The sequence below is a fragment of the Shewanella pneumatophori genome, from assembly GCF_023283895.1.
In the GTDB taxonomy this organism is placed as follows: domain Bacteria; phylum Pseudomonadota; class Gammaproteobacteria; order Enterobacterales; family Shewanellaceae; genus Shewanella; species Shewanella pneumatophori.
The window spans coordinates 43,956-56,781 of the sequence record NZ_JAKILB010000003.1 but is presented as its reverse complement, the minus strand read 5'-3'; the positions used below and the strand labels follow the sequence as shown (position 1 = coordinate 56,781).

The following is a 12,826-nucleotide window of genomic DNA, read 5'->3' as shown; positions in this document are numbered from 1 at the left end:
GTTACTTAACATGATATCTACGCACTATTTGAGCCATCAGTAAACGATATGAAAATCATTAAAGAAAGTTTGGAGTCGCAAGCTATCCGTTATCTGCGCACGCATATATTGGACGGCAATATCAAACTCGGCGAAAAGCTGGTGGAAAGCGCGTTAGCCAAGCAGCTAGAGCTGTCGCGCAGCACAGTTCGTATGGCGTTAAATTCATTGGTGAACGAAGGTTTAGTGATCCAAAAGCCCTATTCTGGCTGGCAAGTAGTAGAGATAAACGAGCAAGACTTGTGGGAGCTGTACCACATGCGTTTGGCGCTTGAAGGCGAAGCGGCTGCTATGGCCGCCAAGTGGGCAAGTGTTGATGATAAACGCCGCTTAGCTGACTTTTTCCAAGATTATCAATTGCTGTGTTTGCAACACAGTGACGATACCCGCCGCATTAGCGAGATGGACTGGCAGTTACATCTACTGATTGTTGAGATCTGTGGCAGTGCGCGCATGCTCAATCAATATAAGCAAATCTTATATCCACTGCAGGCGTATATTGCGCTGACTCACCAAGATTATGACTTGTCTGACAGTGCCTCAAGCCACCAAGCACTAGTGCAAGCGATATGTGCCGGCAACGCTGAAACAGCGGCCGAGCAAGCAAGAGCTAACATCACGCCAATGTTCCGTGGTGAGTCATTAGCGGCAGAGTAGGTTGCTGTAATTGCCCAGTAAAACTTGTGATACAAAGTACAGAATATACCGACAAAAAAGCCCATATAATCTTAAGATCACATGGGCTTTTTGTTTAGTTAATAGATATTAACTAACAGGCTAATGAGCTGATTAAACAAAGCTCATAAATAAACCGGCAATCGTTGCCGCCATTAGGTTAGATAAGATACCCGCGAACAGTGCCTTTAAACCTAACGATGCAATTTCAGAGCGACGCTCTGGCACTAAACCACCAATGCCGGCAATTGCAATCGCTACCGTACCTAAGTTAGCAAAGCCACACAGTGCGAATGATAAAATCACCTGAGTGCGATCAGACATTGGCAAGCCAGTTGATTCAACAATCATGTCACCCGTTAGGTAAGGTGCTAAGTTGATATAAGCAAAGAACTCGTTGATGACAATCTTTTGGCCGATGAACGAACCTGCAAGTAGCGCTTCATCCCAAGCGACACCCATTAACCAAGCAATAGGCGCAAACAGATAGCCAAGGATCAGCTGTAAGCTTAGGCCGTCAAAACCAAACCAGTTACCGATGCCACCTAGCATGCCGTTCATTAGCGCCACTAAGCTGACAAAGGCAAACAACATCGCACCCACCGCCATCGCCAAAGAAAGGCCATTCATGGTGCCGGTTGTTGCAGCGTCAATAATGTTAGCTGGTGGATTTTCTTCAACAACCGTTAGATCTTGGTCGTTTACTTTCTCGGTTTGCGGGATTAATAACTTAGCAAACAGTAAACCACCCGGCGCCGCCATAAACGAGGCCGCTAACAGGTATTCCATCTTAATGCCTAGCTGGGCATAACCCGCTAGCATGGTGCCAGCAATTGATGCTAAACCACCACACATTACCGCAAACAATTCTGCACGGCTCATCTTAGGAATATAAGGCTTAATCAGCAGTGGCGCTTCGGTCACACCCAAGAAGATGTTAGCGCTAGCAGACATAGATTCTGCCTTGCTGGTATTAAGGATTTTTTGCAGTGCGCCGCCCACAATGCGCACCACCCACTGCATAATGCCTAGGTAATACAGCACTGCTGAAATTGCCGAGAAAAACACGATAATCGGTAGCACTTTAAAGGCGATAACGAAGCCGCCTGGGCCAAACAGTTCATACATCTTATCGCTAACAAGGCCGCCGAACATAAACGACATGCCTTCACTGCTGTAGCCAATCACGGTTGAAACCGCTTCAGCCATATTAAAAATAACGGCTTGGCCAAACGATGAGTAGATGACAAACGCACCCATGATTAACTGCAGTAAGAATGCCAGTCCGACTGTACGGTAGTTAATGGCCTTACGGTTTTCAGAGGCCAAAAAAGCCACTGCAAGTAGGGTGATGATGCCAACAATACTGATTAAAATTTGCATTGAATTTGTCTATTACTATCTAAGTGGATGAAAGGAGAAAGCGAGTTTTCTCCCCCAATGGATAAAACAAGGTATAAACACTGTTTAAGGTGATGCTTAGTGCGCTGCTTAATGCGAAAAAAAACATCAAATTAGCGTTTTTAAAGCGAGCGAAAGCGGGCGAGAATAAGCTTGTTATTCCCGTCACTCATTCGTTTTTACTGGCTTTAAAAGGTTTTAATTAATGCCTTGATGACATCAAGCACATAAACCTGACAATCAATCGCCGTTTGCGGCTCAAAGTCTTGCTTATGTTGGTCGGTATTAGACAGTACGCGAATACTCACAAAAGGTAGCTTGTAAGCTTCGGCAACTTGCGCAGCTGCAGAGGTTTCCATCTCTTCAACTGAGGTACCCATGGTTTCGTGGAACCAGTTAATACGGTCAACTTCGCGGTTCCATTCGTCACAGCTACCAATTCTACCCACGACCACTTTGCCTTGGCTGTAGCTGCTTGCTTGCGACAGGGCGATTTCAACAAGTTTTGGGTCGGCTTTAAAGTGATTGTGTTCAACCACAACACCATTTTCACGCAGGTACATTGGCATATCGAAGTTCTGCCAAGTAGTAGGGTGTATGCCTTGGCCTTTTTCCACGAACTCAATCTTGTAAGCGCCCATGTTAAAGCTGGTTTCACCAATGACGATGTCAGAGCGGTAAAGCTTTGGATCGTGGCCACCAGAGGTGCCCTGATTGATGATCACTTTTGGTTGGTAATGCGCAATACCAAGGGTGGTAGATGCGGCGGCGTTAGCCAAACCAATTTCGGTACGCGACACCACAACTGGGTAGCCATCTAATAGGCCTTGCCAGAATGTCCATGCACCAAATGTTTGTTGTTGTACATCACTAAGGGCGGCAACGAGGGTCTCGACTTCAACGTCCATCGCGCCTTGAACTAAGATAGGATTTAGCATTTTTGAGGGTAACTTTTCATTGTGTGACTGTTCAGAGTTTACGTGTTCAGGGTCTAACTTTTCAGCTGTTGGCTGCTCGCAAGTTGGCATGACAAATAACTTCAAATGGAAAGTGCGCGGATGGTAGCAACGAGATTTGGGCTAAACAACGAAATGAAAAGTAAAATACTTGTTGCGGTTTCGGTGGCCTAAAAAGTGCACAATTTTTGACTTTTATCGCTAAATTTATGCTGTTGTTACTACTTGTTTTGTAAGGAAATTTCAAAAGATGGCTGTTTGTTGAACTTGTTGAGTTCGGCAATGATTTTAAATTAGAAAACAGTGTTTAAAAAAACAGGCTAGTTAGTGGGGAGAATTAGAGTTGAGTAGGGACTGAGTTGACTGTGGAAAGTGACAAAGCCTCGGCTTAATGGAGCTTAGAAATAGTCAAAAGAGGAGGCTTCGCTTGCTAAGATGAGCGAGTGGCGTACTTCTACTTTGAGAAAGGGCCACTCATTTTATCATTGGGAATAGGCTTGCGGTGTGTTTAGCAAAGCTACCTATCAGCCAACAGCTAGCTTAGCTGTGTCATGCCACATACATGCAGGCATAGCTTGTTTTAGCTTCCATGTAATATTCATTGGTTGAGAGCCTTCATACTTAACAAAGTCTACTGGACCAAAATTGACAAATCCCATGGTTTTCCCATATTCATCTTTAGCTTGTTCTCTAACAAATAAGATGAACGTCTTGTTGTTATCTTGCTGCTTTATATAGCCTAATCCTCTACCTGAGGTTGGCTTGGCACTGTTCTGGGTTTGCCAATGAAATAGCGTGGGGCTGATCGCGTAGTCATGGTACATGGTTGTTGCAGAAAACTGCTTTTCACATTTATCCAAGGTAACAAACAGTAGTTCAGTATTGGCGCCTGCAATATTAAGTACACCTTCTCTACTGGATGATTTCTTATCAAATGTACTATCACCAAACGCGACCAATATGTGTTCTTTGGGATAACGTACATGCATCTTTAACGGAGAGCTATCCACCATAATATTGCCTACGGCAGGCATCTTAAATTCTTGTGTGGCTAAGCGTTCAATAAGCAGTGAAATAACGTCATTAAGCTCGTCTTGTAGTTTCTTATGTTTTAGCGCAAGTAAACTCTGCTCAATGGTATCAAATCCGGCTTGCTTATTCGTTTTATCCCAAAAGTCATAATGACACATGGTTGAGTGAAGCTGATTGTGTTGCTCATCTTTTGGCTCGACACTGGTTTGAGTCGGTAGTGAGAAGTTACATTCACACAAAGCTTTTATGAACCGTAAATAAGAGATGGAAGTACAACTTAATAAGCGATTGTTGATTGCACGATAGTAAGCAGCATAAATGTCTAGCTGGCTCTGCTGTATTTCTTCACCACGGCTTGTTTCTACAAGTGCTCGCCAACCACCAAACTTACCTACTTTTACTTTATAGATATCCTCTAATGACAAGTCAGGATAGATATGCAGAAAGTTTGCTAGCGTAAGAGGTAAATCTGTCACGTTGGGGTAGTTTGAAATTAAGCCCAGCAGTCTGTTTTTGTTTAAGGTTGCTAGCGAAATGTTCCTTAAGATCATTTGCTGCGTTTTTTCTTGCAGCTCTATTCGGCAGCCTAAAGGTAAATGTGGGAACCCTTGCTTGATCTCTTTTGCAATAGATTGGTTGGTTTTGCCGATAAGCGCTCTAAACTTATGCGAAAAGTCATACTCTGGTCGAGAGTTGCCAACAAAATCAATGACGGTGCAGCACTCTTTATCTTTAGTGAGCCTTAACCCTCGGCCTAACTGCTGAAGAAAGATTGTCAGGCTTTCTGTCGGTCTTAAAAATAGCAAAGTATCTAGCTCTGGAATATCTACACCTTCGTTGAATATATCAACCACAAACAGCACGTTAATTTCTTTCGATTTCAAACGTTGCAGCTGAATGTCACGTTCGTTTGTATTGTCACTTGTGAGTACGCCGCAAGAAATATTGCTTAAAGTGAACTTTTGAGCCATGAAATTAGCGTGATCTTTGCTTACGCAAAACGCCAATGCGCGCATTTGTGATATGTCTGTAACGATCTCTTCTAAGCTTTGCAGTATTCGCAACACCCTTTGGTCATTGTGAGTGTAGAGTTTAGTTAGTTCGGCGATATCATAACGGCCTTTTGCCCATGAAATCTTTGTCAGGTCGGTATCATCATCAACTGCAAAATATTGGAACGGTGATAAATGACGCTGATTAATCGCTTCTGGTAATCTGATTTCAGCAGCAATGACGTGACAAAAGTCTTTAAGAATATCTGCGCCATCATGGCGCTCTGGTGTGGCTGTTAAACCGAGTAAAACTTGTGGCGTAAAGTGTTTTAGAATAGCTCGATAGCTGTTTGCAGCTATGTGATGGACTTCATCAATAACAATGTAATCAAAGTAATCTTTAGTTAATTGAATCGTCGCAAGTTGATTGTTTAAGCTTTGGATTGATGCGAATAACTGATTAAACTTTTGTGGTTTGTTTTGTCCTACGAGTAACTCACCAAACTGATTACTTTTTAAAACGCCGCGATATGCACTTCTCGCTTGTTTTAAAATTTCCTCTCTATGAGCTAAAAATAAAAACTTAGCCTCTGGGTTTGCTGCATAAAACTCCGCAAAATCGAAAGCTGAGATAATAGTCTTGCCTGTGCCTGTTGCTGCGACAACAAGATTTCGATACCTACCATGAAGCTCTCGTTCTACTTTTAGTTTGTCTAAGATCGCTCGCTGATGTGAGTGAGGTTTGATATCAAAATAAAAGCTATGTGCGGATGTATCGTAAGTGCCTCTGGCTTCTTGCAAGGCGTTAACTAAGCGCTTTTTGCTTTGAGCCTTACCATCAAAATATTCGAAGTCGGGTGATTCCCAGTAGGTTTCAAATGTACTGAGAGATTTTTCAATAATATGTGGGATCTCTTGCGAGGTGATCTTTAAGTTCCACTCTAGGCCACTGGTTAAAGCTGAATGCGACAGGTTGGATGACCCGATATAACCAGTGTGAAAGCTCGAATTACGCATAAATAGATAGGACTTTGCGTGTAAGCGTTCCCTGTTGGTGTTATAGCTCAGCTTCACCTCGGTATTTGGCAAAGATGCTAAGAACTCAACAGCTTTGGCATCTGTCGCTCCCATATAGGAGGTAGTGATAATCTTTAGCTGTTTACCGCTGCGAGTAAACTCTTCTAGTTCTTTTTTAAAGATTCTGATCCCTGCCCATTTAATGAATGAGACCAGCCAATAGATTTTATCGGAGGATTGGATTTCTCGTTTTATTTCAGTTTCAAGAGATAAGCCTGCATTGCTCCCACAAAACAATTCGCTCTGAGTGAGTCCTGTTAGCGGCATGATACCTTCAATGTACTTTGGCAAATCTGACGATATGGGATTTTTCTTATCGAGCAATGCGGTCAGGATTTTGCCTTGGCTATCAATCAGGTTTTCACTGATTAGTTCACTATCGCCAATGTTCGCACTAAGCCATTCAATGACTTTATTGGCTAAACTGATTTGCTCAAAAACACGATCATTGCCATTAGGCACAGAGTCGATTGCTATTTCGATTATTCGAGTTAAAAAGCGAGAGAGCCAAGAGGCCGCTTCACCATTTTCTAATGAACGTTCGCCAACATAGAAAGCTTTTCGATCTAATTTCTGTTCGACTAACTGAGTTATCAGTTGCTCGTATATGCCGGTTTGGTTCATAAAAAGTGCTTTTATTATTTTAAGTTAACTAAGAATAACCGAATTGATTAACAGAAATAAGTAGTGATGTTCAAACATGTTATTTGTGCTTGAAATCCAGATTTGCAGCCAACAAAAAGCCCAGCATTTAGCTGGGCTTTGTTTCTTTTACTATTTGTCTTTTAAAGCGACTTTTCCAAACATAGAAAGTTTATTCTACGTTCTGAATCTGCTCACGTATCTGCTCGATAAGTACTTTTAGCTCTACCGCTGCTGCAGTGACTTCGGCGCTGATTGACTTAGACGCGAGGGTGTTTGACTCACGGTTAAACTCTTGCATCATAAAGTCTAGACGGCGACCTTGTGCGCCACCTTTCTTAAGAATTCGGCGGGTTTCTGCTACGTGGGCGTCAAGACGGTCCATCTCTTCGGCAACATCCATCTTCTGCGCGAGTAGTACCATCTCTTGCTCCATACGAGCTGGGTCAAGTTCACCGGTGATTTCTGCTAAACGGTTAGTTAGCTTGTCACGTTGCCATTGCATCACTTGTGGCATGTGCTCACGCACGATAACTACTTGCTCAACGATTTGGTCAAGGCGGGTTTGCAGCATGGTGTTGATTGCATCACCTTCACGGCCGCGTGCTTCGATAAATTGATCGATTGCTGAATCAAACGCGACTAACAACTCTTTACCTAATGCGTCCATGTCTTGCTCTGAGCCTGACATCACACCTGGCCAACGTAGTACGTCAACCACGTTAAGCTCGCCTTGGCCGGCTTCGTTCTTCACCCAGTTAGCCGCATTGATGATCTGCTTAGCTAGATCTTGGTTTAGTTGCAGTTCGCTGTCGTTCTTTTCGTTTAGGTCGTAACGAAGGTTCACTTCGATTTTACCGCGGTTAAGGCGTTTACGTAGACGATCTCTAAGAACAGGCTCCAAGCTGCGGAAATGTTCTGGTAGGCGCAGGTAAGTTTCTAGGTAGCGCTGGTTAACTGAACGGATTTCCCAAGAGGCGGTGCCCCAATCTGCTTTGTGCTCAATGCGAGCGTAGGCTGTCATGCTTTGGATCATTGATGATTTCCAGTGTGATTCGTCTAAGTGAATTGTGATTATATACCCAAACAAATTTAAGGTGCAGAGTTTAGTCGTAAATTTGCTCATGCAGGCGTGATGACAAGGCACTGTTGTTGGCTTTTATTCATCGATTGTTGTTATTGCGAGCTTATGCGCAAAATCAGAAGGCTGTTTTCTGCTGAGTTTACGGATTCAGATAGCATAGTGGCGCACATGTCCCTATAATATGCAGCCAAATTACCCCATGCCCTTAAATACAGGAATTCATCATGCGCCCAAGCAACAGAACTCCAGCACAGTCTCGCCCTGTGACTATTACTCGCCAGTTTACTGCTCATGCCGAAGGTTCGGTTTTAGTAGAATTTGGTGACACCAAAGTACTGTGTACCGCTAGTTTTGAAGAAGGCGTACCGCGTTTCCTTAAAGGCCAAGGCCAAGGTTGGGTAACTGCTGAATATGGCATGTTGCCACGTTCTACTCATAGCCGTATGCAGCGTGAAGCCGCTCGCGGTAAGCAGTCTGGTCGTACTCAAGAAATCCAACGTCTAATCGGCCGTTCACTGCGCGCAGCGGTAGATATGAAGCTACTAGGCGAAAACACCATTGTTATTGATTGTGACGTGATCCAAGCTGACGGTGGTACTCGTACTGCTGCAATTACTGGCGCATGTGTTGCGTTAGTTGACGCGCTAAACTGGGCTCGTGGTAAAGGTATTTTAAAGACTAACCCACTTAAGTTCCTAATTGCTGCGGTAAGTGTTGGTATCTATAAAGGCGAGCCAATCTGCGATTTAGAATATATCGAAGACAGCGCTGCTGAAACTGACATGAACGTGGTAATGACCGAAACCGGTAAGATCATCGAGATCCAAGGTACTGCAGAAGGTGAGCCATTTAGCCATGAAGAGCTATTGAGCTTACTTGATTTGGCTAAGCACGGTATTCGCGAAATCGTTGATACTCAGAAAGCTGCATTAAGCTAATTATTGTTTTTGTTATTAGGGCCCTACGGGGTCCTTTTTGTAAGTAAAGAAAACCTAATAGTACTAAATAATACACAAAGTATTACCCCTACATTTTTAAGGAGAGATTGTGAAAGCCTATCAACGTGAGTTTATTGAATTTGCCCTAGAACGTCAGGTACTTCGATTTGGCGAATTTACGTTAAAGTCAGGCCGCACTAGCCCTTATTTCTTTAACGCAGGCCTGTTTAATACTGGCCGTGACTTAGCGCGTCTAGGTCGTTTTTATGCCGCGGCGTTAGTTGACTCAGGTATTGAGTATGACTTGCTATTTGGCCCTGCATACAAAGGTATTCCAATCGCGACGACTACTGCGGTTGCTCTGTGCGATCACCACGATATCGACATGCCTTACTGCTTTAACCGTAAAGAGAAGAAAGATCACGGTGAAGGTGGCAGCTTAGTGGGTAGCGAGCTTGAAGGTCGTGTAATGTTGGTTGATGACGTGATCACAGCAGGTACAGCTATTCGTGAGTCAATGGAGATCATTGAAGCGCATAAAGCGGCACTTGCGGGTGTTTTGATTGCACTAGACCGCCAAGAAAAAGGCAATGGTGAGTTGTCTGCGATTCAAGAAGTTGAGCGTGACTTTGGCTGTGACATCGTGTCTATCATCAAGCTTGAAGACTTGATTAACTACTTGTCTGAAAAGTCAGGAATGGAAGCACAGCTTGCTTCAGTAAGCGCTTACCGTGATCAATACGGGATTTAAGGGTTTATGATGACGGAACGCTGCGCTCACGGATAACCGAACGCTACGCTCACGGATAACGGAACGCTGCGCTTACGGATAACGGAGCTCTACGCTTACGGATATCGGAAAAGATAAGTGCCGCGATTACAGTTAAATGTAATTGCGGCATTTTTTTATGATTTTACCGTAAGGCCGAAGGCCGTTCCGTTATCTGTGAACGAGCTTGCGAGTGTTCCGTTTTCGGTCTTTTACCTTAGTTACTTAAGAACTCAGCCCTAGTTGCAGGGTTCGACTTAAATTTGCCGCCAAGTGCCGTGGTGGTGGTTGAACTGGTTGAGTCCATTACCCCACGTGATTTAACGCAGTAATGTACTGCGTCCATCTTAACTGCTACATCTTGAGTGCCTAATAGCGCTTGCAGTGCCACTAAAACCTGCTGAGTCAAACGCTCTTGCACCTGTGGGCGTTGAGCAAAGAAACGGACGATACGGTTAATCTTAGATAATCCGATTATGCTCTTGCTTGGCAAGTAAGCCACGGTTGCCACACCATCGATAGTCACTAAGTGATGCTCACAGGTACTGGTTAAGCTAATGTCGTTAACCTTAACCATTTCATCAAAGCCCATCTTGTTTTCGATGACGGTGATCTTAGGAAAGTTAGCGTAGTCTAGGCCTGAGAATATTTCATCGACATACATTTTTGCAATACGACGTGGAGTATCCGCTAGGCTATCGTCGTTTAAGTCTAGTGACATTAAGGTCAAGATCTCACGCATATGGTGTTCAATCTTGTCTTTACGCACTTCTGGGCTTAGCTCATTAGGTAGCATTGGCGTTTCAAGGCCGCGCTCGATAAGTGCAGACTTTACGATTTGAGCAGATTCACTGAGGATTGCTTCTTTTGATGTCATAAGTTCCTCCTTCACCATAAAGAATGAGTGGTGATATTCGTATCCTGTGTACTAGTGCCGTAGGTCTCGCATAAGGGACGTTATGTCTGATAAAAAGCCAAAATGATTGCGTTAGCAATTGGCGTTGTACTTAGCGAGGACGGGAGGATACCGTTATTTGCTGTAAATATACACCGAAAACCGCGATGAACATAAAAAAACCGACTAAACTAGTCGGTTTTTTTAGTTAATAGAGAAAATAGTTCAACTACAAGTTCGTTGCATAGCGATAGCAACATTCTTCAAAGTAAAATATGTTTGCTCAAATATGGCTTTCACTATCGTTAAGATTTACTGGGCTTTATGGCTATAGTTTTAAGTTTTCTTTTAGAAAGCCTAGCATTTCATTGTAATACTTGGCTCTGTGGGCATCATCGTAAAAGCCGTGACCTTCATCGTCCATGACTAGCTTTTTAAACGGATACTTTTGTTTATTGAGCGCATCTTCTAACGCTTCAAACTGTTCGATTGGCGCGCGTTCATCCTCACCGCCGTGGACGAGCATGATATTTGCTTTTAGTTTATCAACATTATGTGTTGGTGACATCGACTTGAGTAAGCTCTTATCTTCACCTAGGACTTCTTGAAGATAGCGCTTACCTGCTCTACGGCCTTGTACATCACCTTTATCAAACATTAATTGCAGATCGTACACGCCAGCAAAGCCTAGGGCACATTTAAATAAGTCAGGCTCGATTGTGGCACTTTGAATCGCTGAGTAACCACCAAAACTACCACCGACGATACAGATACGGTCTTTATCGACGATTCCTTGCTCTATTACATATTTAGTTGCGTCAATGATGTCGTATTGAATCTCGGTGCCCCACTTTTGATGGCCTGCAGTTTCAAACGCTGTGCCATAGCCTCCAGAGCCGCGGAAATTGACCTGTAGAACAGCTGCTCCTTTACTGGCTATCATCTGATTTTGTGAGTCAAATCCCCACCAATCTCTCGGTCCATGTGGGCCACCGTGTGGGTTAACCACTAAAGGTAAGTCTTTTGCTTCTTTGCCATGGGGTAGGGTTAAATAGCCGTGGATCTCCAGCCCGTCTCGGCTGGTAAAGCTAATGGGCTTAATCTCAGCCATCTTATTTGAGTCGATCCAGCTCTTTTGAGATACAAGAAACTCTAGGTTTAACTTTTCGGTATCGAAAAGGTAATACTTGCCAGGAGTTCTATCGTTAAAGGCTTTAATTATCATCTTATTGGCATCGACTGTTTGGCTTACCAAGTGAATTTGGTACCCGGGCAGTGCGCTTAATAATTGTTTGACGTATATTGCTGATGGATCTTTAGGAGCTACGAACTCATATTCTGGGTAGCCATTTTCATATTCAACGGCATAAAGCTTTTTCGTGGTTTGATTTATCCAAACATTACTTGGATTGACGACTTTATCTTGGCTTACAAGCTTTTTATCGCCAGTTTTAATGTTGATTAGATAAACACCTGACGGCTTACCAGACTCGTTAGCGGTGACATAAACACTATTTTCATCATCACTAAATGCTATTGGGGTCATTGCATCTAAATTGAGGTTTAATTTGTCGGTATTTACCCATTCGCGGTCTTCTCGGTAGAAAAGCTCAGTGTTTACGTAGTCTCTAGTACCACTGACAAAGCGCACATTACCATCATGGTCTGTTAGAAAGTTAGCGTAAGGAATAGGCGAGCCAGCGACCTTTCTGCGTTTACCTTTATAAACATCAACGCGATAAACTTTTTGGGTGTTCTCTGCCATATTACTTCCGCCGTTACCCCAAGGTAGTGCTTGCACTAGCATAAAGCGATCGTCTTCAGGCATAGGATCTAAAATATAGGCGGTTGCTCTAATTGCGGTGTTTCTCTTGATATTTGAGCCTACTTGTTGCCCACCTTGATAACCAAATAGGTATGTCTCTTTAGACCCATCTGCGTTTACTGCCATCAGTTCACCATAGTAAAGCGGGTGATCGCTCCAGCCTTTTAGATATTCTTTTTGTAGCACGACTCGTTCATCATTGACCCATTCATAGTGGCCGACTTGGGCATTGCCATCGAAAAACACCACATGAACAGCTTTTTTAGTGGCAGCATCTAAAATCAGCAGCATATTTTTGCCATCTTTACTGGTGATGGCGCTTAAATAGTCACCTGCTGGTGATATTTTGACTTGAGAAAATTCCGCGGAGCGGCTGAATAGATTTGCTGCGGTATCTGTTTTTGCAGATGCACTGCAGCTTAGCCAAGTAAGAAATACTAGGCCAATAGCTTTGATGAGTTTCATACAACTTCCTTGTGGAAACAATTGTTAAGTTTTAGC

General features: G+C 43.4%; 9 protein-coding genes. 3 read left to right on the top strand and 6 right to left on the bottom strand.

Annotated elements, in window-relative coordinates; all coding sequences use genetic code 11:
• The first annotated feature begins 48 nt into the window (after positions 1–48).
• Positions 49–696: a GntR family transcriptional regulator gene (locus tag L2740_RS05585; RefSeq protein WP_248949120.1), complete on the top strand. Its 648-nt coding sequence runs from the start codon at positions 49–51 to the stop codon at positions 694–696.
• A gap of 132 nt (positions 697–828) precedes the next feature.
• Here the strand turns inward: L2740_RS05585 and L2740_RS05580 are convergent, their stop codons facing one another.
• From L2740_RS05580 to L2740_RS05565, 4 genes are all read right to left on the bottom strand, one after another.
• Positions 829–2,097 carry a NupC/NupG family nucleoside CNT transporter gene (locus L2740_RS05580; RefSeq protein ID WP_248949119.1) on the bottom strand — a complete coding sequence of 423 codons (1,269 nt, stop codon included), beginning with the start codon at positions 2,095–2,097 and terminating at the stop codon, positions 829–831.
• Between the two features lie 206 nt (positions 2,098–2,303).
• Positions 2,304–3,143, bottom strand: a complete 840-nt coding sequence (locus L2740_RS05575) for a 5'-methylthioadenosine/S-adenosylhomocysteine nucleosidase (RefSeq protein WP_248949118.1) — start codon at positions 3,141–3,143, stop codon at positions 2,304–2,306.
• A 452-nt stretch (positions 3,144–3,595) separates the two neighbouring features.
• Positions 3,596–6,796, bottom strand: a complete 3,201-nt coding sequence (locus tag L2740_RS05570) for a DUF3427 domain-containing protein (RefSeq protein WP_248949117.1) — start codon at positions 6,794–6,796, stop codon at positions 3,596–3,598.
• A 190-nt stretch (positions 6,797–6,986) separates the two neighbouring features.
• Complete coding sequence (locus L2740_RS05565) at positions 6,987–7,850, bottom strand: YicC/YloC family endoribonuclease (RefSeq protein ID WP_248949116.1); 864 nt, start codon at positions 7,848–7,850, stop codon at positions 6,987–6,989.
• A gap of 272 nt (positions 7,851–8,122) precedes the next feature.
• Between L2740_RS05565 and rph the strand changes: the two genes are divergently transcribed.
• Both rph and pyrE read left to right on the top strand, forming a co-directional pair.
• Positions 8,123–8,836 (top strand): ribonuclease PH, encoded by a 714-nt coding sequence (gene rph, locus L2740_RS05560; protein WP_248471861.1) that lies wholly within the window; start codon positions 8,123–8,125, stop codon positions 8,834–8,836.
• Between the two features lie 109 nt (positions 8,837–8,945).
• Positions 8,946–9,587 (top strand): orotate phosphoribosyltransferase, encoded by a 642-nt coding sequence (gene pyrE / locus L2740_RS05555; RefSeq protein ID WP_248949115.1) that lies wholly within the window; start codon positions 8,946–8,948, stop codon positions 9,585–9,587.
• A 235-nt stretch (positions 9,588–9,822) separates the two neighbouring features.
• Here pyrE and folE read toward each other — a convergent pair whose 3' ends face one another.
• Together folE and L2740_RS05545 are read right to left on the bottom strand one after the other, a co-directional pair.
• The gene (gene folE, locus L2740_RS05550; RefSeq protein WP_248949114.1) at positions 9,823–10,482 is read right to left on the bottom strand and encodes a GTP cyclohydrolase I FolE; all 660 of its coding nucleotides are present in this window, start codon (positions 10,480–10,482) and stop codon (positions 9,823–9,825) included.
• Between the two features lie 346 nt (positions 10,483–10,828).
• Complete coding sequence (locus L2740_RS05545) at positions 10,829–12,790, bottom strand: alpha/beta hydrolase family protein (RefSeq protein WP_248949113.1); 1,962 nt, start codon at positions 12,788–12,790, stop codon at positions 10,829–10,831.
• Between the last annotated feature and the right edge of the window lie 36 nt (positions 12,791–12,826).